The organism is Marinomonas piezotolerans (genome assembly GCF_003362755.1).
GTDB classification, from domain to species: domain Bacteria; phylum Pseudomonadota; class Gammaproteobacteria; order Pseudomonadales; family Marinomonadaceae; genus Marinomonas; species Marinomonas piezotolerans.
Genome location: NZ_QKRA01000001.1, coordinates 617,555 through 641,191, shown reverse-complemented (window position 1 = coordinate 641,191; position 23,637 = coordinate 617,555). Strand labels below are relative to the sequence as shown.

22 protein-coding genes are annotated in these 23,637 nt (G+C 45.1%); 9 read left to right on the top strand and 13 right to left on the bottom strand.

All coding sequences use genetic code 11. The features are described from left to right. Positions 1–3: 3 nt before the first annotated feature. Entirely contained in the window at positions 4–627 is a 624-nt protein-coding gene (gene lexA, locus DN730_RS03010) for a transcriptional repressor LexA (RefSeq protein ID WP_115466613.1), read from the top strand. A 58-nt stretch (positions 628–685) separates the two neighbouring features. On the opposite strand, the gene DN730_RS03005 is transcribed toward lexA, so the two are convergent. From DN730_RS03005 to topA, 3 genes are read right to left on the bottom strand one after another with little or no spacing between them, the layout of a single operon-like run. Beyond that, complete coding sequence (locus DN730_RS03005; protein ID WP_115466612.1) at positions 686–949, bottom strand: hypothetical protein; 264 nt, start codon at positions 947–949, stop codon at positions 686–688. A 2-nt stretch (positions 950–951) separates the two neighbouring features. Then, the gene (locus DN730_RS03000) at positions 952–1,428 is read right to left on the bottom strand and encodes a DUF6586 family protein (protein ID WP_115466611.1); all 477 of its coding nucleotides are present in this window, start codon (positions 1,426–1,428) and stop codon (positions 952–954) included. After that, entirely contained in the window at positions 1,425–4,052 is a 2,628-nt protein-coding gene (gene topA, locus DN730_RS02995; RefSeq protein ID WP_115466610.1) for a type I DNA topoisomerase, read from the bottom strand. The genes DN730_RS03000 and topA overlap by 4 nt, the downstream gene beginning before the upstream one ends. A 184-nt stretch (positions 4,053–4,236) precedes the next feature. On the opposite strand from topA, the gene DN730_RS02990 reads away from it, so the two are divergent. Beyond that, on the top strand, positions 4,237–5,031 hold the full coding sequence (locus DN730_RS02990) for a DNA topoisomerase I (RefSeq protein ID WP_115466609.1): 795 nt from the start codon (positions 4,237–4,239) through the stop codon (positions 5,029–5,031). On the opposite strand, the gene DN730_RS02985 is transcribed toward DN730_RS02990, so the two are convergent. Continuing rightward, positions 5,003–5,476, bottom strand: a complete 474-nt coding sequence (locus tag DN730_RS02985; protein ID WP_115466608.1) for a hypothetical protein — start codon at positions 5,474–5,476, stop codon at positions 5,003–5,005. The genes DN730_RS02990 and DN730_RS02985 overlap by 29 nt on opposite strands. Positions 5,477–5,534: 58 nt before the next feature. Between DN730_RS02985 and DN730_RS02980 the strand changes: the two genes are divergently transcribed. Then, on the top strand, positions 5,535–5,969 hold the full coding sequence (locus tag DN730_RS02980) for a universal stress protein (RefSeq protein WP_115466607.1): 435 nt from the start codon (positions 5,535–5,537) through the stop codon (positions 5,967–5,969). 64 nt (positions 5,970–6,033) lie between these two features. On the opposite strand, the gene cysS is transcribed toward DN730_RS02980, so the two are convergent. From cysS to DN730_RS02955, 5 genes are all read right to left on the bottom strand, one after another. Continuing rightward, entirely contained in the window at positions 6,034–7,416 is a 1,383-nt protein-coding gene (cysS, locus tag DN730_RS02975) for a cysteine--tRNA ligase (RefSeq protein ID WP_115466606.1), read from the bottom strand. A gap of 8 nt (positions 7,417–7,424) precedes the next feature. After that, the gene (locus DN730_RS02970) at positions 7,425–9,095 is read right to left on the bottom strand and encodes a glutamine--tRNA ligase/YqeY domain fusion protein (RefSeq protein WP_115466605.1); all 1,671 of its coding nucleotides are present in this window, start codon (positions 9,093–9,095) and stop codon (positions 7,425–7,427) included. A gap of 102 nt (positions 9,096–9,197) precedes the next feature. Next, positions 9,198–9,527 carry an AzlD domain-containing protein gene (locus tag DN730_RS02965; RefSeq protein WP_115466604.1) on the bottom strand — a complete coding sequence of 110 codons (330 nt, stop codon included), beginning with the start codon at positions 9,525–9,527 and terminating at the stop codon, positions 9,198–9,200. After that, entirely contained in the window at positions 9,520–10,233 is a 714-nt protein-coding gene (locus tag DN730_RS02960) for an AzlC family ABC transporter permease (protein WP_115466603.1), read from the bottom strand. Before DN730_RS02960 ends, DN730_RS02965 begins: the two co-directional genes overlap by 8 nt. After that, positions 10,226–11,188 (bottom strand): bifunctional helix-turn-helix transcriptional regulator/GNAT family N-acetyltransferase, encoded by a 963-nt coding sequence (locus tag DN730_RS02955; RefSeq protein WP_115466602.1) that lies wholly within the window; start codon positions 11,186–11,188, stop codon positions 10,226–10,228. Before DN730_RS02955 ends, DN730_RS02960 begins: the two co-directional genes overlap by 8 nt. A gap of 145 nt (positions 11,189–11,333) precedes the next feature. Here DN730_RS02955 and queC point away from each other — a divergent pair, with 145 nt between their 5' ends. The 4 genes from queC (at position 11,334) to DN730_RS02935 (ending at position 14,054) form a co-directional block, all read left to right on the top strand. Next, complete coding sequence (gene queC, locus DN730_RS02950) at positions 11,334–11,999, top strand: 7-cyano-7-deazaguanine synthase QueC (protein WP_115466601.1); 666 nt, start codon at positions 11,334–11,336, stop codon at positions 11,997–11,999. Positions 12,000–12,096: 97 nt separating this feature from the next. Further along, entirely contained in the window at positions 12,097–12,747 is a 651-nt protein-coding gene (gene queE / locus DN730_RS02945; RefSeq protein WP_115466600.1) for a 7-carboxy-7-deazaguanine synthase, read from the top strand. Between the two features lie 34 nt (positions 12,748–12,781). Then, a complete protein-coding gene (locus DN730_RS02940) occupies positions 12,782–13,279 on the top strand; it encodes a peptidylprolyl isomerase (protein WP_115466599.1) in 498 nt (165 codons plus the stop codon). Between the two features lie 4 nt (positions 13,280–13,283). Then, positions 13,284–14,054: a UDP-2,3-diacylglucosamine diphosphatase gene (locus DN730_RS02935; protein ID WP_115466598.1), complete on the top strand. Its 771-nt coding sequence runs from the start codon at positions 13,284–13,286 to the stop codon at positions 14,052–14,054. 34 nt (positions 14,055–14,088) lie between these two features. On the opposite strand, the gene DN730_RS02930 is transcribed toward DN730_RS02935, so the two are convergent. Both DN730_RS02930 and DN730_RS02925 read right to left on the bottom strand, forming a co-directional pair. Continuing rightward, complete coding sequence (locus DN730_RS02930) at positions 14,089–14,403, bottom strand: hypothetical protein (RefSeq protein ID WP_245957874.1); 315 nt, start codon at positions 14,401–14,403, stop codon at positions 14,089–14,091. A 117-nt stretch (positions 14,404–14,520) separates the two neighbouring features. Beyond that, entirely contained in the window at positions 14,521–15,132 is a 612-nt protein-coding gene (locus DN730_RS02925; protein ID WP_115466597.1) for a MiaE family protein, read from the bottom strand. A 95-nt stretch (positions 15,133–15,227) separates the two neighbouring features. Between DN730_RS02925 and DN730_RS02920 the strand changes: the two genes are divergently transcribed. Further along, positions 15,228–16,952 (top strand): SUMF1/EgtB/PvdO family nonheme iron enzyme, encoded by a 1,725-nt coding sequence (locus DN730_RS02920; RefSeq protein WP_115466596.1) that lies wholly within the window; start codon positions 15,228–15,230, stop codon positions 16,950–16,952. Between the two features lie 233 nt (positions 16,953–17,185). After that, entirely contained in the window at positions 17,186–19,786 is a 2,601-nt protein-coding gene (gene acnB / locus DN730_RS02915; RefSeq protein WP_115466595.1) for a bifunctional aconitate hydratase 2/2-methylisocitrate dehydratase, read from the top strand. 72 nt (positions 19,787–19,858) lie between these two features. On the opposite strand, the gene DN730_RS02910 is transcribed toward acnB, so the two are convergent. Next, a complete protein-coding gene (locus tag DN730_RS02910; protein WP_115466594.1) occupies positions 19,859–20,842 on the bottom strand; it encodes a glycosyl transferase family protein in 984 nt (327 codons plus the stop codon). Continuing rightward, positions 20,839–23,520, bottom strand: coding sequence for a nitrate reductase (locus tag DN730_RS02905; protein WP_115466593.1), 2,682 nt, complete (start codon positions 23,518–23,520; stop codon positions 20,839–20,841). Before DN730_RS02905 ends, DN730_RS02910 begins: the two co-directional genes overlap by 4 nt. Between the last annotated feature and the right edge of the window lie 117 nt (positions 23,521–23,637).

Here is a 23,637-nt window from a genome sequence, read left to right as displayed (position 1 = left end):
CATATGATTAAATTAACAAAAAGACAATCTGATGTCTTAAATACAATACGTGAATTCATCAGCGAGACTGGTTTTCCACCTACCCGTGCTGAAATTGCCGCTCGATTGGGTTTTAAGTCACCCAACGCTGCTGAGGAACATCTAAAAGCACTCAGTAAAAAAGGTGCAATAGAGATGCTCTCAGGAGCATCACGTGGCATCCGCTTAGTTGACCAAGAGCCCGAAAGCGCTAATGACGAAGACGGTACATTACCTATTATCGGTCAAGTGGCAGCAGGTTACCCTATCCTTGCCCAAGAAAACATTGATTCTCGTATCAATGTGCCCTCTGAAATGTTTTCACCCAAAGCCGACTACCTGTTGTCCGTTAATGGAATGAGCATGAAGGATGTTGGCATTTATGATGGTGACTTACTTGCCGTTCATAAAACTACAACCGTCAGAAACGGACAAATTGTTGTGGCACGTATTGGCGACGAAGTGACCGTAAAACGCTTTCAGAAAAAAGGCAGTGTTGTACGCTTAATCCCCGAAAATGAAGAGTTTAACGATATTGTCGTAGACCTAGAAAGCGAAGAATTTGCAATCGAAGGTTTGTCTGTTGGTGTGATACGTCGAGGCATCTAATACAAAACTCGAATAACAAAAAGCCTAGTGGCGTTGAATGATGCCACTAGGCTTTTTGTTAATGCAAAATTCTTGGCATAAATTCTTCGTCATGTGCATCGAATCCATCTGATGACTCAAAGTCTTCAGAGTAGACATAATCGATACCCGCATGAAACATGCATTTTGCGAGCTCAAAGTAACGGTCTTTCAAAAACTCTTTTGTATCGTCTGATATTTTTAGGGTTGCCAGAGGTTTTTGTTCTTCCTCTTCTTCCCCTGCTGGTCGGAGAACAATGTCTCCATTGTCTAGTTCGACTATTTCTAAGTAAGTGTCTTTCATGATTAATATTCTGCTGCGTCTTCACGAAAGCGCAGCACAATCTCCACTAAGGAGTTGAGGATGTATTTTGTTGACGTGCCAGAATCAGAGCCTGTAACAATTAGATTACTAGAAATACCAACAGCGCCTGCGGCTTTGTTGGGTCTACACTCAAATGCTATGTCATAGGCTAAATTCAATTGCGACAACCAGGAATTTTTATCGGCTTGCAACAAATCTAACTCTTTCAAAACAGGAACGGTAATGCCCTTTGTATTTCCTTCCTCCAGCAATGAGGTAACGTCAATATCAGCTGCGAGCTGGTACATTGACTTTACTTCTTGCAGCAATCCATTCAAAGCACTGCGGAGCTGAAATATGGATGAAGTTTCGAAGCTTGGAGTAAGCCAGTCTTCATCCGCATGTTGGCTTTGTGCCAGCATACGGCGGGCAGCATCAAGTCGCTGATTTGTGGAGCTAGCTAAGCTTGAATTGCTCATTTCTTTTTCCCTTGCTGAATATCCCACCTTCCATTCACGTAGAATGCTTTCCATCCAGTAGGTTTCCCTTCAACTTCTGTCATAATATATTGCTCTTTCGTTTTACGGCTATATCGAATGACAGTCGGGTTTCCTTCTTCGTCTTGCAACGGAGCAGTATCAAAATAGTGGTATTTCGGATCAATCTGATCCATATAGGGTTTTAGCTCTTTTACAAGTGGCGGCCTTGTTTCTCGCTTACGAGGGAATTGGCTTGCTGCTAGGAATAGCCCTGTTGCACCGTCACGTAACACGTAATGATCTTCGACCTTTTGACAAGCCAAGTCAGGCATTGGAACTGGGTCCATTTTCGGTGGCGCAACTTCACCATTCTTTAGTAGCTTACGCGTGTTTTTGCAATCCTCGTTGGTACAGCCAAAATACTTACCAAAGCGGCCTGTTTTAAGCTGCATTTCTGAACCACATTTATCACATTCGATGACAGGGCCATCATACCCCTTGAGTTTGAATGTACCATGTTCGACTTCATATCCAGGGCAAGATGGGTTGTTACCGCAAACGTGTAGTTTGCGTGTTTCATCAACCAAATAACTATCCATCGCTGATGAGCAGATACTGCATCGACGTTTATTAATTAGTGCTTTGGATTCGCCTTCGTCATCGTCGACCGCTACGACTTCGTCACCGCTTACGAGATTGATCGTGGCTTTGCAGCGTTCTTTCGGTGGCAGAGCGTAACCAGAACAGGATAAAAATACCCCAGTGCTCGCTGTGCGTATTTGCATTGGTCGGCCGCATTTTGGGCATTCAATATCGGTTGGTGTTGGCTCATTTGGAGCCATGCCACCGTCTTCCGCTTCAGCCTTATTAAGCGTTTCACTAAAGCTGGTGTAGAACTCGTTTAGGGTTTTGATCCAATCGCGTTCACCTTCAGCTATATCATCCAGCTCTTCTTCCATTTCGGCGGTAAAACTGTAGTTCATTAACCCACTGAAATTTTGTACTAAGCGATCAGTTACAATGTCTCCCATTTTCTCTGCATAAAAGCGGCGATTCTCAACGCGCACATAACCACGATCTTGGATGGTAGATATGATCGATGCATAGGTAGATGGGCGGCCGATACCGCGTTTTTCAAGCTCTTTTACCAAACTGGCCTCACTATAACGTGCAGGCGGTTTAGTAAAATGCTGTTCAGGTAATAATTCCTTGAGGGCCAAGGTATCACCTTTTTGAATGTCTGGAAGAATAGTGTCTTCGGCTTTTTTGCCTACGGGGTTGATGACACGAGTGTAACCATCAAATCGCAAAATACGGCCCTTTGCACGCAGTTCATAATCACCCGCCATAACAACAACTGTCGTTGATGTATATTCTGCTGGGGTCATTTGACACGCGAGGAACTGATTTCGAATAAGGTCGTAAAGGCGGTGAGCGTCTTTGTCCATGCCTTGAAGCGTATCTTGGGTCACAGTTACATCAGAGGGACGAATCGCCTCGTGAGCTTCCTGTGCACCTTCCTTGCTTGAGTATCGAATGGCCTCTTTAGGGAGATAAGCATCGCCATATCGTGTTTGTATAAACTCTCTCGCTGCTTCGACTGCTTCTGAGCTAAGGTTGGTCGAGTCGGTACGCATATAGGTGATGTAGCCTGCCTCGTAAAGGCGCTGTGCTAACATCATTGTTTTCTTGACGCCAAAACTCAATCGAGTACTAGCTGCCTGTTGCAAAGTAGATGTAATAAAAGGCGCTGATGGCTTAGAGCGAGTTGGCTTATCTTCCCGACTGGTTACTTCAAAAGGACCCGCCTCAATTCGCTTAACGTGCTCATCGGACTCGGACTGAGACGATGGACGGTATTCGTTGCCGTTGTACTTTACCGTAGCAAATTTAATTTCTGTCTTATCTTTTGTGGCAAGATTGGCATCTAATTCCCAGAACTCATCTGGTATGAATGCTCGAATTTCTTTTTCTCGCTCGACGATTAGACGTACTGCGACCGATTGAACTCGGCCAGCAGATAAGCCTCTTGCAACTTTTGCCCATAGCAACGGAGAAACCATAAAGCCAACCACTCTATCCAAGAAGCGGCGGGCTTGCTGGGCATTAACACGGTTTAAATCAAGTTCAGAAGGTGTTTCAAAGGCTGATTTGATCGCATTTTTGGTGATTTCATTAAACACAACACGCTTGTAGCGGGAATCATCGCCTCCGATTGCCTCGCGCAAATGCCAAGCAATGGCCTCCCCTTCTCTATCCAAATCGGTTGCGAGATAGATAGTGTCAGCATTTTTTGCGAGTCGACGTAACTCTTCAACGACTTTCTCTTTGCCAGGTAAAATCTCGTAATGCGCGGCCCAATTGTTCTCTGGGTCGACTCCCATGCGATTGATTAACTGCTTACGAGCCTTGGTACGTTTATAGATGGCCTTTTCTTCAGGGCTCATCTTACGAGTTAAAGCTGCTTGCTGCGCGCGCTCTTTGGGTGTAGAAGTTGATGTAGTCCCAGTAGGAAGATCTCGGATATGACCAACACTCGACTTAACCACATAGTCGTTGCCGAGATATTTGTTAATTGTTTTCGCCTTAGCGGGCGATTCCACGATTACCAGAGATTTAGCCATTTGGTTGTTTGAGCCTTAATACAAAAAGTTTGACGAGCAAAGAGTTTAGAGTGCTGTATGGGGCGCAGATATTAAGCAAAGCGCCTATATATGACAAGTAATCCCTTAGGAGATTATCAACATTCCTATTGCCGACTTCCACATTTGCCCTTTAACATACTGAAATCATTTACAAAGGACAATCATGGCCACGCTTCAAATATTAACTATAGTCATTCTTTTCATAATCGTACTTGTTTCTGTTGTGATCGGTTCACGTGCTCATCAGAAAGAAAAAGAAATAAAAGAACGACGCTTTAAGTATCTTCAACTTCAGAACCGTGCGGATCGGATGGAGCAGCACATTATTGGTCTCAGTGATGTGCATACTGACACGATCGTAAGCGACGTTTTTTACGATTTTTACCTGGAAAACTTGCGCGAGTTGCTGTCGTATACTGATGACCCTGAAAAAGTTGAGTTGCGTATCGCTAAAGCGGAAGAAGAGCGTGAACGTGAGCTTGCAGAGCTTGACGTGGAACCGGCTGAATTAAGTTTTCACGAAAAAACAAAGTATAAAGAACGGCTTACCAAAGCTGCAAAAATGTTGCTGTACCTGCGTCGTAAAGGGCGCATTAGTAATACGCACTATAAGCTCTGTTATACCTACCTAAGATGGCTTAATCTGTGGATTCAGCTCAACCGTCAGCTCGTTCAAGCTAATAAAAATTTTCATGCTGGCGATATGAGAGTTGCACAAACTTTATACGGAGTCATTCACTCTCATTTAAAGTCAAACAACATAGATCGCCCTGAAAAGAAGACGTTGGAAAAATATGTTGATTCACGCATGCAGGAAATTCTTGCGCCGCAACTCATGGCAATTCAGGATGCTGAAAATCCAGAAGAAGCACTAGCGGATCTGATGTTGAATCTCGAAGAACTACCCGACGTCGAAGGATTAGATGACCCTAACGGTGTTCCAAAAGAGCCTCTATGAGGTCGTTAAGGTCATCAACGGTTTCTATAGTTCCTTTTTCTTGCCAATATAAACTCACACCATTGGGTGTCACTTCAATCCCATTAATGATGCCTTGGTTTTTTTCTAAAAGTTCTAGCGTTTCGGGAGCGATTGCCGTTTCCGCGTTAGCATACCAACCAGAGCATATGTTTGCGTGTTTCCAAACTTCATACGGTAACAGTTTAAAGTCTGCAAAGTCTTTTAGAGGTTTCGCGTGAAATTTATGGTAAGCGCAGACACTCTGTCTAGTCGTAACTTTATCCCATCTATCAGGTAGGTCTATCGATTTAAGTTGGACAGTGATACCGTGGCTTCGCGCTTGCATCCGTAAAGCCATTTTGTCACGCTCTCGGCGGGAAGGCATGATCCATAAAGCCGATCCCATCAAGGAAAGGGTAATAAATACTACAATTAGCGCTGTCATTGTTTTACTCTTGATGTATTAATATAAAGTAATGGAATCCAAGAAGTGGAGGTATCCCATGCCCTACCAACATATTGTTTTAGCAGTTGATTTAACTGATTACAGTATTCAAGTCGCGAATAAAGCGGCTGCACTTTGTAAATCATTTGGTGGCAGTTTAACTGTTATTCATGTCATTGAGTCGTTAAATTACGCCTATGGTGGCGATGTTCCAATTGATATTACTGATATACAAGAGCAACTTGAAACGACTGCTAAAGAACGCATGTCGGTACTGGTTGATCAGTTGGATATTCCAGTGCAAGACACCATCATTACTCAGGGCGGCATCGAAAGCGAAATTCATCGTATCGCGGAAGAAAACAGCTCTGATTTAATCGTTGTCGGTAGTCATGGTCGCCATGGCTTGGCATTATTATTAGGATCGACTGCTAATGGCGTACTACATGGCGCGCCTTGTGATGTTTTGGCAGTGCGAGTTCATAAGTCTTAATGCCTTATTAAAAAGGGAGACATGGTGTCTCCCTTTTTAATGGATTGGTATAGAGCTGATCACGTCAGTCGCGGGTCCATGTAGTACCTTCTCGACTATCTAGCAATGTGATACCTTGTTCAGATAGTAAATCTCGGATCTCATCACTGCGTGCAAAGTTCTTGTCTTGGCGTGCCTGCGCTCGTTCAGCAATATAATCCTCAATATCTTCAGCAGATAAGCCACCACTAACGGTGCTGTTTTGCATAAAGTATTCGGGATCTTGGTAAAGTAGCCCTAATACTTCAGCAAGTGATTTCAATTCAGCTGCCATTTCTGGCGCGACTACATTGTTTTCAGCTCGTGCTTTATTAAGCTCTCGAACTAATTCAAACATTACCGACAGTGCAACAGGTGTATTGAAATCATCACGCATGGCGTCTTCAAAACGGGTTGTGAACTCTGTCGCAGTAAAGCTAGAAGCAATCTCCTGGCCACGCAAAGCCGTGTATAAGCGCTCAAGGGCGGTTTTAGCGTCTTTTAAGCTTGAATCAGAATAATCGATACTGCTGCGATATTGGCTAGATACCATTAAATAGCGCACAACTTCAGGGTTGAACTGCTCAAGCACCTCGCGAATTGTGAAAAAATTACCGAGTGACTTGGACATTTTCTCATTGTTAACACGCACGGCTCCACAGTGCATCCAGTAGTTGACGTATTGTTCACTGGTAGCAGCTTCTGATTGAGCAATTTCATTTTCGTGATGCGGGAATTTTAAGTCGGGACCACCACCGTGGATATCAAAATGATTACCTAGGCAATGAGTTGACATGGCAGAACATTCAATATGCCATCCTGGGCGACCTTTCCCCCAAGGTGAATCCCATGATACCTCCCCCTCTTTTGCAGGCTTCCAAAGTACAAAGTCTGCCGCATGCTCTTTGGCAGCTTCAACTTCTATACGGGCGCCTGCCAGCATCTCCTCGAGCTTGCGATTATTGAGTTTGCCATATTCAGAGAATTTACTAGCGCGATAATAAACATCGCCAGTGGTTCCTTGATACGCAAAACCTTTATCTACTAACACTTGAATCATATCAATGATCTGTTGCATGAACTCGGTGGCTTTTGGCTCTAAGTCAGGCAGTTTATTGCCAAGCGCTATTTCATCTTCATGCATCGCAGCGATCATGCGTTCAGTGAGGGCTGTTGTGGTCTCTCCATTCTCTTCTGCCCGCTTGATGATTTTGTCGTCCACATCGGTAATATTACGCACAAAATTTAAGTCGTAACCGATGTGGCGTAAAAATCGAGTGATGATGTCAAACGAGATCATCGCTCGGGCGTGGCCGATGTGGCAGTAATCATAGACCGTGATACCACACACATACATTTTTACTTTACCTGCTTCGATTGGCGTAAATTCTTCTTTCTTACCGCTCAGCGTATTGAATATTTTCAACATGTCCAGAGTTAACCTTTTGCTTCGAGTTTCGCCCAAGAGTCGCGCAGTGTTACCGTGCGATTGAAGACCATCCCTTCTTCTTTTAAGTCACGGCAAAAATAGCCTTCGCGCTCAAACTGAAAACCGACACCTGGTTTAGCGTTAGCGAGAGATGACTCCAACTTCGCGTTTTCCGCAATTTTGATGGATTCTGGATTAATAAAATCTAGAAATGTTTTGTCTACATGCCTTGCGTCCGGCGCCTCTTCGTTGAATAAGCGGTCGTATAAGCGCACCTTGGCATCAACCGCATGCTTAGCGCTCACCCAATGAATAACGCCTTTTGGCTTGTAACCTTCAGGGTTGACCCCTAATGTCTCGCTGTCATAACGGCAGAGTAACTCAACAACATTGCCATCGGCATCTTTGATCGCTTCATCACAGGTAATCACGTACCCACCGCGAAGACGCACTGCATTACCAAGACTTAGGCGTTTCCATTTGCGTGGTGGGATCTCTTCGAAGTCCGCTGCATCGATAAACAGATGCTTGCTAAAAGGAACTTCTCGTGTTCCGGCTGCTTCATTCTTGGGGTGATTTGCGACGGTGAAAATTTCGTCTTTGTCTTCAGGGTAGTTTGTCAGCGTTACTTTGATTGGATTTAAAACTGCCATCGCACGATTAGCATTTGCATCTAAGTCTTCGCGAATGGCATGCTCAAGCATACCAAAGTCAACCACACTGTCAGATTTAGTGACGCCAATGCGCTCACAGAAATTGCGAATAGACGCTGGTGTGAAACCACGGCGACGCATACCGGAAATGGTTGGCATGCGAGGGTCGTCCCAACTATCAACATGCTTCTCATCAACGAGCTGCTTAAGCTTGCGTTTACTCGTAACCGTGTAGTTTAGGTTTAGGCGAGCGAACTCTATCTGTTGTGGATGGAAGGTGTGCGCTGCGTCAACTGTCCAATCATAAAGTGGACGATGGTCTTGGAACTCCAAAGTACAGATTGAGTGCGTAATACCCTCAATTGCATCTGATAGTGAATGAGTAAAATCATACATTGGGTACACACACCACTTATCACCAGTTTGGTGGTGATGAATATGGCGGATACGATAAATGATAGGATCACGCAAATTAATATTAGGGCTAGCCATGTCAATTTTTGCGCGCAATACTTTTTCACCGTCGGCATATTTTCCTGCACGCATTTCTTCAAATAGTGCAAGGTTCTCCTCTGGTGTGCGATCACGAAACGGGCTGTTTTTACCTGGCTCTTTTAATGTGCCTCGATACTCACGCATTTGCTCACCATCAAGCTCACAAACGTAGGCTTTGCCTTCTCGAATCAAGTTGCATGCAAAGTCGTATAGCTTATCGAAGTAATCTGATGCAAATTTCGGTTCACCGGCCCATTCAAAGCCGAGCCATTCAACATCACGCTTAATCGACTCGATATATTCAACACTTTCTTTTTCAGGGTTGGTGTCATCAAAGCGAAGGTTACATTGGCCCTGGTAACGCTCTGCAATGCCAAAGTTAAGACAAATCGATTTGGCGTGACCTATGTGAAGATAACCATTTGGCTCTGGCGGAAAGCGCGTCAGCACCTTGCCGCCGTGCTTGCCAGTTTCGTTATCTTTATCAATGATTTGGGTAATGAAGTTCCCAGTTTTTGACGCTTCTGACATGTTATGTGTGAATCCCGATTGGTGTTCGTGTAACGGTTAGAAAAATTAGCGTCCAAGTATATCTGATTTTAATATGCGATGGGTACGCTGCAAAAAAGTTTTCTAGTTCCCTGTTAGGAGCTTTGTGATGAAAAAAGTTGCAACCCCTACGCATATCGTTAGTAGTTGATGCTTAAAAATCAAACCAACTAGAAAAGCAGTAAGGGCTCCCACAAACCAAGGGTTGGATATGGCTAGGTTAAGGCCGGAGTCATCTGTGACAGACATAGGGGCTATAATGGCAGTCAACACGGATACAGGCACATATTTGAGTCCACTTTCTAACCATTTTGGCATCACTGCCTTATGAGCAGAGGCGAAAAGCACAAAGCGAATACCAAAGGTAACGACAAACATACCGATGATAATTAGGGTGAAATATGTATTAGGCATATGCATGTTCCGTTCTGGTATGTCGCTCTAAAATTATGCCAGTTATAACGGCTAATACCGTTGCGGCTATTAACCCAGTATTGTTAGGTAAGTCGCGAAACACGACCGATGCCATCAGCGCAACGGCAAATGCCCCCCAGTAAGGCGTAGATTTCAAATAAGGCGTCACAATTCCGATAAAGGTTGCAACCATTGCGAACTCCAATCCCCACTCACTAATTCCAGGAATATATTCGCCCGCGAGTGCTCCGATAATCGTTGTTATGTTCCACATAGTATAGAAAGCTAAAAAGGAACCTAGATAAACTTGGTGTCCGTTTGATAGGGATACCACTCCTCTATCGTACATAGGTCGAACGGCAGCATATGTTTCATCGGTTAAGCCAAATGCCATAATGGTTCTTAGGGGGAGAGGTAAATGTTTGACGAATCTAACGAAATCAGCGGCATATAGTATGTGACGAAGATTAACGACGAACGTTGTGGTTACTATGATCCATAGTGGCGCATCGGCCGCAATTAGACCGATTGCGACGAATTGAGCTGAACCCGCAAAAACAATACTCGACATGGCGATAGCGAAGCCAATACTCAAGTCATTTGCTGAGGCTAGAGACCCAAATAGAAGTCCAAATGGTGCACCACCGATAATCATGGGTAAGGATGCAAGTGCTCCGCGGCGGCCGTTTTCAAGAACTCTATTCATAATGAATTTTCTCCCCGTCAGACAGAGGTAGATATAATTTTATGTTGGCTCGCGGAACACTGAACAGTGGTGGTGTTTCGTAAGGTTTAAAACCAAATTTTTGATACAGCGACATGGCAGCTTTTAATGATGTGTGAGACTCCAAGGTTATCTTGGTGGCGCCCATGTTTTTTGCTTGATCAATAGCGTGTTGAACCAGCTTCTTACCTATTCGAAGGCGTTGGAAATCAGGAGCAACAGCAAGTTTGCAAAGCTCTACTTCATTGTTCTGAATGGGCTTCAGTAAATAGGTGCCAATGCACCGAGATTTGAATATGGCGCAATAAACAGCTCCACCATCATGAATTACGTGAGTAAAAGGATCAGACAGAACGTCGATGTCTTGCTCATAGATATCCGTTGGGAAATACTCTTTCAGCCACCGCATATTGATTGATTGAAAAGACTCTAACAAGCTCATATCGAGTGGCGTTACTTGAACTTCATGGGGGTGTAAGCGTAACAACACCCGCAGGGCATACGGTGCTTGGAGTAACGATTGTTCAAGCTGACTAAGTTGCTCCAAAAACTTACCGCTTGTGGTGTCCAAATAATATTCAAGCTCCTGCCCGATTACCTTGAGTACGGGTTCCACCTGAGCCATTTGATTAATGCAAAACTCAGACAAGTGTAGTACCGAGCGGCGTTGATCTTTTGAATCAGTTTGTTTGATGAGTAATTCGTCCTTGAGCATCTTTGTTACCTGTTTGCTAACAGCAGGATGGGAGAGCCCTAGCTGGTCAGAGATTTCTACGACTGATAGCCCTCCTTGATATTGAAGTAACCTCAAAATGGGAAAGTAGGTTGATGAGATCGCTAAGGACTCGTTTAAGTAAACCGATTGAACTTCATTGTATAGGTAGTCGCTAAGTCGTTTTAAACGACTGCCTAAGGATAAAACGCCAAACTGCTCCATACTGCTTCTCTTAATGTGCGTAACTGGTTACGGATATTAATTAAGTGATCTAAGATTTCAATAGCCTGCACTATTTTTTACGATTTTTAGGTGTTCTATCTTGGGTTTTGTTACACTGCGCGGCTTAAACTTGGAGGGTAATTTAATGACTGAAAAAACAAGAGCGGTTGTCGTTTTTTCTGGTGGTATGGATTCTTTTACCGTACTCAATAAAGCGCTGATCGAAGGCCGTGATGTTTATGCTATTTCGTTTAATTACGGGCAACGTCACAGCAAAGAGTTAGACGTTGCAGCACGTGTGTGTCAAAAACTTAACGTGCCACACAAAGTCGTGGACATATCTGCCATCAACAGCCTTATGGCGGGCTCTTCATTGACCAGCGATGTAGAAATACCTGAAGGTCACTATGAAGCTGATAGCATGAAGAGCACGGTTGTTCCAAACCGCAATATGGTATTGCTGTCTATGGCGATTGCTTACGCCGTTTCTTTGGAGGCTCCTGAAGTGCATTACGGCGCTCATTCTGGTGATCATCATATCTATCCCGACTGTCGGCCTGAGTTTGTTCATGCAATGAATGCCGTGTCGAATATCGCAAACTACCAACCTGTCGAAATAGTAACGCCATTTTTAAACAACTCTAAAGGTGAAATTCTGGCCGCGGGCTTGGCGATGGGGCTGGACTACGCGGATACGTGGACCTGTTACAACGGGCGAGAGCATGCATGCGGCAAATGCGGTGCTTGTACCGAACGGTTAGAGGCATTTGCTAATCAGAATCAAACAGACCCCTTGCAATACGAGCAATAATACAACCTAGCCTTACCTGCTTTCGCCAAGCGATTCGCAGGTCATTGTTAAGTCACATCATCCCCGACTGTTTTCGGGAAGTTGAAGGTACTAACCTATGTATAAAATTAAAGAAGCGTTTTATTCCCTCCAAGGAGAAGGCGCACACGCTGGTCGCCCTGCTCTCTTTTGTCGGTTTACTGGGTGTAACTTGTGGAGCGGCAAAGAAAGTCAGCGTATGGAAGCACAGTGTCAGTTTTGTGACACTGATTTTGTCGGAACAGACGGTCAAAATGGCGGCAGGTTTAATACAGCGGCGGCTTTAATGAGTCACTTAGACACTTTATGGCCAGAAGGCGCGGCGCATAAATATATTATTTTTACTGGTGGGGAGCCTGCTTTGCAGCTTGATGATGCTTTGATTGCAGCAGCAAAGGCACTTCAATACACCATTGCCATTGAGACAAACGGAACGCGTCCACTTCCAAGTGGCATAGATTGGATTTGTGTTAGCCCTAAAGTTGCTGCGCCTTTGGTGGTTAATGAAGGACACGAGCTAAAGCTAGTATTTCCGCAAGAGCACTTACCTCCTGAGAGCTTTAGTCATTTATCTTTTGATAATTTTTTTCTGCAACCAATGGACCAATCGGCGTTGCCTAGTGATAGGATTGCGCTGGAAGATACACAGACGCAAACACTTCGATACTGTTTGCAGAATCCACAGTGGCGTCTAAGTTTGCAAACACATAAAATGCTCGGTATCGATTGAGATTGTTTTAAACCTAACTATTAAGGACTGTTACATGATCGTTTTTCACACCAACTACGGTGATATCACCATTGAACTTGATTACGAAAAAGCGCCTAAGTCAGCGAAAAATTTTGAAGAATATGTAACCTCTGGTCACTACGATGGTGTTATCTTCCATCGCGTAATCAATGGCTTTATGGTGCAAGGTGGCGGCTTTGAACCAGGTATGAAGCAAAAAGAGACGCGTGCTCCTATTGAAAACGAAGCTGACAATGGTCTTGAAAATAAAGTCGGTACATTGGCGATGGCTCGTACAATGGATCCGCATTCAGCTTCCGCACAGTTCTTTATCAACGTTGCAGACAATAGCTTCTTGAACCACCGTAGTAAAACACCAGATGGTTGGGGTTACGCTGTGTTCGGTAAAGTGACGGCAGGCATGGACGTAGTGAACAAAATGAAAGAAGCGCCTACTACCGTCAAATCAGGTCATCAGGATGTTCCAGTTGAGGATATCGTAATTGAGTCTGCTGAGTTAGTTAAAGACTAAGCCAATGACTCGATTTTTAATCTCAGATTTGCATTTGAGTGACAAACGCCCGGATCTGCTCCGGGCGTTTGTGTCTGTGTCGGACGAAATTTTAGCATCCTACTCACCATGCCAGCTGTATATCTTAGGTGATTTCTTTGAAGCGTATATTGGGGATGACTTTCAGCCAAATTGGATACAAGACTTAGATGCTCAACTGCAAAAACTCACCTTTGGCGGGGTGGATACCTACTTTATTGCGGGTAACCGTGATTTTTTAGTGGGTGACGAGTGGTTTGAGCGCACAGGCGTTAAGTCTTTACCAGAGCAAACGATAATCTCAGTTGGTGAGGCGGAGATTATGTTAACGCATGGCGATGAGTACTGCGTAGATGACGACGCATACCAGTCGTTTCGAGAGATGGTTCGTCAGCCTGCTTGGCAACAACAAGTCTTATCAATGCCACTAGACCAGCGAATCGAACTCGCACAGAAACTACGCGATGATTCCAAGTCTATGTCTGCAGATAAGTCTTTGAGTATTATGGATGTTAATTTACAGGCCATAGATCAGGCGTTGCCAGTGGGTACCTCGCTTTTGATTCACGGGCACACACATCGTCCCAACCTTCATCAAAACAAACCAACCCCGAGATTGGTGTTGGGTGATTGGGATACGAAAATATGGCTGGCCATTTTGTCTGATTCGGGCATAGTGCAGGCGAGTTTGGAGGCAAACGCAGAGATTAAGCCTATAGATCAATGGCCTATTGTTCATCAATTAGCGTTTAAATGATCAATACAAAAAAAGAGCAGCTTTGCTGCTCTTTTTACAAATGTAATAGCTCTCTTACCCAGTCTGTCTCCGCTCGGTTGCGCGAGCGCTGATACTCAATATTTCGGTCATGTAGCACAGCAATCGCGCGAAAAAAGGCGTTGTTTACCGTAACGGGGCTTAACTCCACTCCGTAATTTGACCACCAATGCTGTTGGGCTTTGCTGGTTAGTACTTGATATAGATAATCTAATTCCACTGTGCCTTGATAGACTTGCTCAAGGTCAATTCCAGGTTCGCTTTTAGAAATTTGTAAAGTAAGCCAATACGTTACATCAGGTAGCAAATCATTCGTTTGAGTGCTCATCATCACGCCCTCCTCTTATCAGAGCAGTTAATTCGAGTGTAGCACTCCAAACGAGTTTGTGAAGGAAAAAGTCACAAACGTTTGTCTTTAAAAGGTAATGTAATGTAGTCAGGTGTAATACTAGGCCGCTTTTGGTGGCCCACTGTGCATTCTAAATTCTTCATCGGGCTCAATAATGAGTTGGTGCTCTAGGTCACGAAAAAACTGAACTCGATCATCAATCGGATGCCCTGCATATTCTTCTGCGAGTGTTAAGTAGTCTTTAAAGTGACGCGCTTCTGATTTGAGCAAAGACTGATAGAATTTAGCGAGTTCGTCGTCTAGATGTGGTACTAATGCTGCAAATCGCTCACAAGATCGAGCTTCTACAAATGCACCAATAATTAACGTATCCACTAAGCGTGCAGGCTCATGAGTACGGATATGCTTACGTAGACCATCCGCATAGCGAGCAGCAGTCATATGCTCGTATTGGATACCGCGATTGCGCATGATTTTTAGCACCTGCTCAAAATGCAGTAGCTCTTCACGTGCGAGTCGTGACATTTTGTGTAAAAGATTTTCCCGATCAACGTAGCGATACATTAGGCTCATCGCGGTAGAGGCTGCTTTTTTTTCGCAGTGAGCGTGATCAGTTAGTAGAGTCGCTTCATTTTCAAGCGCCCAATTTATCCACTCATCGGGGGATGCGCATGGTAAGAATTCAACTAACTCGGGGTAATCAGTTAACATCAAGGCTACCTTTTTTATACAAAAAAACCGATTATACTCTGGATAACTCTCATAATCAGCACAAGCAACGCATTGATTTGGATGTCAATTAGCCAATGAATCAGTATTACGATGTTACTAAGTTAAGCATTGGGCAGCATGTAGGCGTAGAAGTTGACCCCTACGTGCTTAACTACCCTTTAAGTGACGATAAAAGTGTATGGGTTGCAGACCAAGGTGGCCGTTCCTTTGTGTTGCGTTTTTATCGAGCGGAACGAGGTGATGTGAATGAATTTCTTTCATTGGCACGCAAATACGCCAAAGTAAAGCATTCAGCGATTACACCTAACTACCCTCCATTTTACTCTACATTATGGGTTTTCTCCTGTTCTGCGTTGTGCGGTGGAGAAAGGCTTTATAGTTACCTGGGAAAGCATCCCGATGGTGCGCCTTTAAATACCGTCTTAAGTGTATTTGATCCTATCGCAAAGGCATTAGATCAAGTTCATGATCGTGGGTTTGTGCATGGACATATGGATCTCAATAGCGTGCATGTGGTCAATGGCGCTGGTGTGCTAACAGGGTTTGGTACACATCATTGGTTGACTCAAATTACTGACCAAGATATGGACCCTAGGTTCATTCCGCCAGAATATAAAAAACGGAATTCCTCCAGCACAGTAGCATCTGACAATTATATGTTTATGCGATTGCTGGTGGCGATGCTTATCGGCGAATCGTGGCTGGATAACAGCAGTGTTAAGAGTTTGCCAACGAGCATTGATTCCCTGAGTAACGCTACTTGGCACAAAATAAAGCAATGGCTGAGACCCGCAGATCGTCATCGCCCGAAATCGTTAACCGAAGTTATGCGTTTATTACGGGCAGACCTTTTTGTAAGCAACGCCACGCCCATGAATGAAAGTAGAACGACTCGTCGGGACAACAGTACACCACGAATGCCGGCGGTAACGCGATGGGCAATCGGAGGAGCAGGTATTGCGGCGGCAGGCGTTCTGGGTGCAGCCCTTTTCTGGCCATCAAGCGACCTTGAGCGTTCAGATGTTGAAAAAATTGAAAGTACGGCTACTACGTTTGATGGGTTGCCTCAGACTTTAGAAGAGCCTTTGAAAGATGGAGGCAAGGCGCCAAAAGTGGAAAAGCTTGCGCCTAATACCTTTCAAATGGGTGATTTAAATGGTGTTGGTGACGATAACGAACTACCAGTACACGAAGTTTCGATTCCAACGGGCTTCTATTTTAGTAAGTTCGAAGTGACGTTCGCCCAATATGACCGTTTCGCTAAAGCAACAAATAAAGTCCTCCCCCCTGATAATGGTTGGGGCCGAGGAAATCGACCAGTGATAAACGTAAGCTGGTATGACGCAAAAGCCTACACTGCATGGCTGTCGGCGCAGACAGGGTCAGAATATCGCTTGCCTACTGAAGTGGAATGGGAATATTCCGCGAGAGCGGGTTCCGACACCTCATTTTGGTACGGTAATGAAGTGAAGCCAGGCTATAGTGTGTGTGATAGCTGTGGTAGCCAATGGGATGGGGTCTCTACTGCACCGGTTGGCTCCCAGGCGAGCAACCCACTTGGGTTATTTGATATGCATGGTAACGTTGCCGAGTGGGTGGAGGATTGTTATCACGATAGTTACGACGGAGCACCGTCTGAAAACCAAGTATGGCTATCTGATCAATGTACTGGACGCGTGTTACGGGGAGGGTCTTGGTTTGATTCTCCCGCCGTTGGACGCAGTGCAACACGATATCGAGCAGAGCCCACTTTAAGAGCCAGTAATTGGGGGTTCCGAGTGGTGAGGCTCATTAAGTGAAAATATCGTGATATGTATACTATGTTAGAATAAGTAAGGTAAATATCACCTATTCTAAATTTGTATGGCGAATACCAGCCCAGCCCGTACATTTTTCTATAGAATGTGAATACGGATAATTTTGCCAGTGCCTTGCTCTATCTATTCGCTCTTATCCGAGTGGTTAGAATCCAAGAGCAGACGCTTAAACAACATCAGTTAAATAGATTGATGTCAAAAAAAGGGGATCTATTGTGTTAGAAGCATATCGTAAACACGTCGAAGAGCGTGCTTTAGAGGGTATTCCTGCGACGCCACTTGACGCGGAACAAACAGCAGCATTAGTCGAGCTTCTTAAAAACCCACCTGCCGGTGAAGAAGAGTTCATTCTTGACCTGTTCAAACAACGTGTACCAGCGGGTGTAGATGAAGCCGCTTATGTTAAAGCGGGCTTTTTAGCCGCGATCACAACAGGTGAAGCGAACTCACCGCTTATCGACAAGTCTCAAGCAACCGAAATTCTTGGTTCTATGTTGGGTGGTTACAACATTCAGCCTTTGATTGCGTGTCTTGATGATGCCGACATCGCACCAATTGCAGTAAAAGCGCTTTCTCATACGCTTTTAATTTTTGATGCATTTCACGATGTTGATGAGAAAGCTAAAGCTGGTAACGAATTTGCTAAACAAATTATTCAGTCATGGGCCGATGGCGAGTGGTTTACTAGCAAGCCAAAATTAGCAGAGAAAATCACTGTTACTGTTTTCAAAGTACCTGGTGAAACCAACACCGATGACCTTTCTCCTGCCCCAGACGCTTGGTCTCGCCCAGACATTCCGTTACATGCTAACGCTATGCTTAAAATGGCTCGTGATGGCATCGTTCCAGATAAAGATGGCGAAATTGGACCGATTACTAAGATCAATGAACTTAAAGAAAAAGGCTTCCCACTGGCTTACGTTGGCGACGTTGTGGGTACAGGTTCTAGCCGTAAATCTGCAACGAACTCTGTTTTGTGGCACATGGGTGATGATATCCCATTCATTCCAAACAAGCGCGCTGGTGGTGTTTGTATTGGTAGTAAAATCGCTCCTATTTTCTTCAATACAATGGAAGATGCCGGTGCGCTACCTATCGAAATGGACGTTGATGGTATGGAAATGGGCGATATTATCGACATTTTCCCATACGAAGGTGTTGTTAAGAAACACGGTACAGACGAAGTTATCACTACGTTTGAATTGAAAACGAAAGTACTTCTAGACGAAGTCCGTGCTGGTGGTCGTATCCCACTGATTGTTGGTCGCGGTCTAACAATTAAAGCACGTGAATCCCTAGGCCTTGGTGAAACAGACCTATTCTTGAAACCTGGCGATGTTGCAGAGTCTACTAAAGGCTTTACATTAGCTCAGAAAATGGTTGGTAAAGCATGTGGTGTTGCAGGTGTTCGTCCGAACACTTACTGTGAGCCAAAAATGACAACTGTTGGTTCTCAAGATACGACTGGTCCTATGACTCGTGATGAGCTGAAAGACCTTGCATGTCTTGGTTTTACCTCTGACCTTGTAATGCAGTCTTTCTGTCACACAGCGGCATACCCTAAACCAGTTGATGTGAAAACTCACCACACTCTTCCTGATTTCATCATGAACCGTGGCGGTGTTTCTCTACGTCCTGGTGACGGTATCATCCACTCTTGGTTGAACCGTATGTTGCTACCAGATACTGTTGGTACGGGTGCAGACTCTCATACCCGCTTCCCACTAGGTATCTCTTTCCCTGCGGGTTCTGGTCTTGTTGCTTTTGCAGCAGCAACGGGTGTTATGCCGTTGGATATGCCTGAATCAGTTTTGGTTCGCTTCAAAGGTAAAATGCAGCCAGGTATCACTCTACGTGACCTTGTACATGCAATTCCTTTCCAGGCAATCAAAGAAGGCCACCTAACGGTTGAGAAAAAAGGTAAGAAGAACATCTTCTCTGGTCGTATTCTTGAAATCGAAGGTCTTGAGCACCTAACAGCTGAGCAAGCATTCGAATTATCTGATGCATCTGCAGAGCGCTCTGCAGCAGGTTGTACCATCAACTTGTCAGAAGAGTCTGTTGCTGAATATCTACGTTCTAACATCGTTATGCTACGTTGGATGATTTCTGAAGGTTACGGTGACCCACGTACACTAGAGCGCCGTGCTAGCGCAATGGAAGAATGGCTAGAGAATCCAAGCTTGATGCGCGCGGACGCTGACGCTGAATACGCTGCCGTTATCGAGATCGATCTTGATAACCTTAAAGAGCCTGTTCTTTGTGCGCCGAACGATCCAGATGATGCTCGCCTACTATCTGATGTACAAGGTGAGAAAATTGATGAAGTATTCATCGGTTCTTGTATGACAAACATCGGTCACTTCCGTGCCGCAGGTAAGCTACTAGAAGCAGCAGGTCAGGTTGTACCAACTCGTCTATGGGTCTCTCCACCGACTAAGATGGATCAACAGCAGCTAAGCGCTGAGGGTTACTACAGCATCTTCGGTAAAGCCGGTGCTCGTATGGAAATGCCTGGGTGTTCTTTGTGTATGGGTAACCAAGCACGTGTTGCGGATAAGTCTACAGTTGTGTCGACTTCAACGCGTAACTTCCCTAACCGTCTAGGTAATGGCGCGAATGTTTTCCTAGCGTCTGCTGAGCTGGCTGCAGTCTCTTCTTTGCTCGGTAAACTACCGACTCCAGAGGAATATCTAGAGTATGCGAACAAGATCAACAGCATGTCTGCAGAAGTTTATAGCTACCTAAACTTTGACAAAATGGGTGATTACGTTAAGAAAGCATCGACTGTTATTGCAACGGATGCTACAGCATAATCATGCTGTAATAGCGGCATAGACGCTGTTATTGAAAAAGCCGATGTTTTACAACATCGGCTTTTTTTGTGCCTATATCGTGTCTAATTGACGCTTTTGCCAAATATGATCTGCGAGTTCAAGGCATTCTTGATGATTTGATTTTTGGAAAACCAATCCCACAACAGAAGCTAATGTTTGCCGAACAGCTTGCTCTCCAAATGGATCAATAACCTCTCCGCGCCAATGTAGGATTAAACGCTCCAGCGAAAGGTCATTTTTGAGGCGCTTTTGGTTTTGCTCGGCTTTCGGCCAAGTTTCCCAAGTCTCTTCATTATCTTGTAACTTACCTAGCGTCACATCCCGCTCTGGATTGACTTCGACTTCGCCGTTCCCTCCCCTGAATACGAGCACGGATTTATCTTCTAAGAGTTTTGATGAGGCAACATGTAGTTCGTCATAGCCCTTATGGAAGACACCGTGAACACTGTGCTGAGCGTTAAATGGATTCATCATGCGTACAACGGTATTAACTGGAGAGCGAAGCCCAAGCGTGTATTTTAAATCCATCATTTGTGCGAGCTTGGGGCTGACACTGTTTAGAGGCATATAGACGAAGTGATGTGTTTGCATTACATCGTCTAACGCTTCGCTAGTGAGGCAGATGGGTAATGCTAGGGCCGATATCACTTCGTCAACATAGAGTCGCTGTTCGCCTTCGAACGAGTGACCATGCATCAGCACTTTTACACCGTAATTGGCGAGCGCTAACGCGGCGAGTAAAAACCAAGGGAGCTCATTCCGTTTACCTGCGTAGGCTGGCCAGTCTAAGTCAACCGAATGGCTTGTTCGCATTTCTTTTAGATACTCCCTAACTGCTTGAGTAAATCCGACCGTTTCATCAACGGTCTCTTCTCGTATGCGGATAAGCATCCAGAAGGCACCTATTTGTTCGGGGGCGGCTTCCCCAACCAGCATCATGCTCATTGCTTTTTGGGCTTCTTCGGTCGTAAGCGAGCGTGAGCCTCGATTACCACGCCCCAAGATCTTAATAAAGGGTGCAAAGGCTAAGCTCATGATTTCGCCTCCTCTAAATTAGACGACACGATCGCTTTCAATTCAGGAAGGCAGGAGCCACAGTTTGTGCCGCATTTTAATTTTGCTCCAAGTGCCTCGGCGGTCTTAGCACCTTCTTTGATTGCTTGAGAGATTTGTTTGGTTCCCACTTGGTAGCACGAGCATACAATTTCGCCTTTGTCTTCTACATCGACAGGCTGACCAACAAGCAATGCCATGCGCTCTGAGTCTGATAATGATTGCGTCGGTGATAGCTTAGAAACCAACCAGTCGGTCGTGGAAACGTCAGGAGCCTCACTGAGGTAGATTACGATTTTTAGTTGATTATCGTGTATGCCAGCCAAACGAATCTGGCTGTTGAAAGGGTTGGTGTATTCAAGCCATTGCAGCGGAGCCGAAGATCTCGCTCCAAACGTCTGCTTTAACGATTCAATAGAGACTGTTTCGGGCCATGCGACTTCATACCGATGACCGTAATCACTCGTCACTTTGCACCAGTACAAGCAATCATCAAGCTGCAGTTGTGTGTCAGATATCAAAGAACCGTAAGTAGCGTTTTTAATAGGCTCTAATGCAGCACGAGCGTGTTTTGATTCAGGCTGCCCAGACAGCGCATCAACCACGGGAGGAATGAGTGCCGAGACAATGGATGCATTGGCAAATTGTTGTGTCCAATGAATCGGTACAAACAGCGACCCTGGTGCGGTCGCTTCGGTTACTTTTGCTTTAAGCAATGTTTGTCCTTTCGCCGAATACACTTTTACCAGCGTTTTATCGCAAATATCATGTTTCTTGGCGTCATCGGGGTGAATTTCGACATACGGCTGCGCAATGTGCTGGGATAACGATGCGGCATCTCCTGTACGAGTCATCGTGTGCCATTGATCTCGTACTCGCCCTGTATTGAGTGTGAATGGGTATTGGTCAGTGGTATTGGCGACCGGCAACTTCGGTTCTATGGGAATAAACTTTGCTCGACCATTGGGCGTGAAAAAGTGCTTGTCTACAAACATACGCGCAGTACCCTCCGGTGAGGATTGCGTAACAGGCCATTGAATCGGTAGCAGCGCATCGTATTCAGTTTTCGTAATATCTTGGAACGCCCCAATGTTGAAGTCACGTTGCCCGTTATTTTCAAACGCTGACAATGCAGCATGTTCTGCGAAGATTTGGTGTGGACCAGAATAATCAAACGCATCGTGATGCCCCAATTTCTTTGCTACCTCACAAATGGCTTGCCAATCGTGTTTTGCTTCCCCTAGAGGCGATAGCAGCCCTCTCTGACGTGATATCCGGCGCTCAGAGTTAGTCACTGTGCCATCTTTCTCACTCCAACCCGTTGCCGGTAACAAGATGTCAGCATACTTCGTCGTGTCGGTATGCGCCTTAATATCACTCACAATTACCAGCTCGCATTTCTCTAATGCGCGTTTTACTTGGGATGTATTCGGTAAACTCACCATGGGATTGGTGGACATAATCCATATGACTTTTATTTTGCCTTCTTCCATGGCTTGAAACATGTCGACGGCTTTGAGTCCATTTTCTGTTGCCATATTAGGGGCTTGCCAAAATCTCTGAACTAGATCTTGAGCCCCCAGTGTCGCAAAGTCCATGTGTGCCGCTAATTGGTTAGCAAGACCACCTACTTCTCGCCCGCCCATCGCATTGGGTTGACCTGTAATTGAGAAAGGGCCTGTCCCTGGCTTACCAAGTCGGCCAGTAGCCAAGTGGCAGTTAATGATAGCGTTGCATTTATCGACGCCAGACGACGATTGGTTGACTCCTTGCGAGTAGAACGTAACGCTCTTATCCGTGTCACACCACCAATCACAAAGTAGCGCCAAGTCGTCCTCAGTCACACCACAAAATTTTGCTGCAGACGATAAATCAGGCGTTGAAGCCTTCGCTTGAGCCAGAGCACTGTCGAATCCGTCGGTATGGGATGCAATAAAGTCTTGGTCAAGGAACCCTTTTTTCCCCGTTGCTTGAAGCAAGTAGGAGAAGATTGCTGCATCCGACCCTGGGGTGATAGCGAGGTGTAAGTCAGCGATATCACAGGTTGCGGTACGTCGAGGGTCGATCACGACGACTTTCATATGCGGTCGCTGAGCTTTCGCTGCCACAATGCGCTGATACAGGACAGGGTGTGTCCATGCGGCGTTTGAACCCACCATGATCAGCAGGTCACAACATTCCAAATCTTCGTAGTTGCAAGGTACGGTGTCCGAACCGAATGCTCGTTTATAACCCACTACGGCAGAGGCCATGCATAAACGCGAATTGGTATCGACGTTGGCGGTTCCGATATAGCCTTTTGCAAGCTTGTTCGCCACATAATAGTCTTCAGTTAATATCTGACCAGATAAATAGAAAGCAAACGCATCTGGGCCGTATTTTGTTGTCACTTCCTGTATTTTTTGACTAATGATATCGGTGGCATTGTCCCACGTGGATGCTTCACCATACACGCTTGGAACTATTAAGCGATCATCTGAGGTGATCGTTTGAGCAAGACTGCTACCTTTCACACATAGACGACCGAAGTTTGCAGGGTGTTGTTGGTCTCCCGTGACGGGGGTGATAGTAGAGTTCGTCGCATTGCTCGAACAAGATAGATTGACTCCGCAGCCTACTCCACAGTAAGGACATGTGGTTTGGACAGTTGTAACGGACATACGAATTCTCCTGAAGCTATGGCAATAGCCATGTATTACAGGCATAAAAAAACCCGCCCCTTTCTTGTGAAAAGGGGCGGGCTTCGTTGCCTTTTATGATATCTGTATGCTTTATGT

Bases quoted from the DNA above. Each gene is read 5' to 3' on its own strand.
- lexA (WP_115466613.1), top strand. From the start codon at position 4: ATGATTAAATTAACAAAAAGACAATCTGATGTCTTAAATACAATACGT.
- DN730_RS03005 (WP_115466612.1), bottom strand. From the start codon at position 949: ATGAAAGACACTTACTTAGAAATAGTCGAACTAGACAATGGAGACATT.
- DN730_RS03000 (WP_115466611.1), bottom strand. From the start codon at position 1,428: ATGAGCAATTCAAGCTTAGCTAGCTCCACAAATCAGCGACTTGATGCT.
- topA (WP_115466610.1), bottom strand. From the start codon at position 4,052: ATGGCTAAATCTCTGGTAATCGTGGAATCGCCCGCTAAGGCGAAAACA.
- DN730_RS02990 (WP_115466609.1), top strand. From the start codon at position 4,237: ATGGCCACGCTTCAAATATTAACTATAGTCATTCTTTTCATAATCGTA.
- DN730_RS02985 (WP_115466608.1), bottom strand. From the start codon at position 5,476: ATGACAGCGCTAATTGTAGTATTTATTACCCTTTCCTTGATGGGATCG.
- DN730_RS02980 (WP_115466607.1), top strand. From the start codon at position 5,535: ATGCCCTACCAACATATTGTTTTAGCAGTTGATTTAACTGATTACAGT.
- cysS (WP_115466606.1), bottom strand. From the start codon at position 7,416: ATGTTGAAAATATTCAATACGCTGAGCGGTAAGAAAGAAGAATTTACG.
- DN730_RS02970 (WP_115466605.1), bottom strand. From the start codon at position 9,095: ATGTCAGAAGCGTCAAAAACTGGGAACTTCATTACCCAAATCATTGAT.
- DN730_RS02965 (WP_115466604.1), bottom strand. From the start codon at position 9,527: ATGCCTAATACATATTTCACCCTAATTATCATCGGTATGTTTGTCGTT.
- DN730_RS02960 (WP_115466603.1), bottom strand. From the start codon at position 10,233: ATGAATAGAGTTCTTGAAAACGGCCGCCGCGGAGCACTTGCATCCTTA.
- DN730_RS02955 (WP_115466602.1), bottom strand. From the start codon at position 11,188: ATGGAGCAGTTTGGCGTTTTATCCTTAGGCAGTCGTTTAAAACGACTT.
- queC (WP_115466601.1), top strand. From the start codon at position 11,334: ATGACTGAAAAAACAAGAGCGGTTGTCGTTTTTTCTGGTGGTATGGAT.
- queE (WP_115466600.1), top strand. From the start codon at position 12,097: ATGTATAAAATTAAAGAAGCGTTTTATTCCCTCCAAGGAGAAGGCGCA.
- DN730_RS02940 (WP_115466599.1), top strand. From the start codon at position 12,782: ATGATCGTTTTTCACACCAACTACGGTGATATCACCATTGAACTTGAT.
- DN730_RS02935 (WP_115466598.1), top strand. From the start codon at position 13,284: ATGACTCGATTTTTAATCTCAGATTTGCATTTGAGTGACAAACGCCCG.
- DN730_RS02930 (WP_245957874.1), bottom strand. From the start codon at position 14,403: ATGATGAGCACTCAAACGAATGATTTGCTACCTGATGTAACGTATTGG.
- DN730_RS02925 (WP_115466597.1), bottom strand. From the start codon at position 15,132: ATGTTAACTGATTACCCCGAGTTAGTTGAATTCTTACCATGCGCATCC.
- DN730_RS02920 (WP_115466596.1), top strand. From the start codon at position 15,228: ATGAATCAGTATTACGATGTTACTAAGTTAAGCATTGGGCAGCATGTA.
- DN730_RS02910 (WP_115466594.1), bottom strand. From the start codon at position 20,842: ATGAGCTTAGCCTTTGCACCCTTTATTAAGATCTTGGGGCGTGGTAAT.
- DN730_RS02905 (WP_115466593.1), bottom strand. From the start codon at position 23,520: ATGTCCGTTACAACTGTCCAAACCACATGTCCTTACTGTGGAGTAGGC.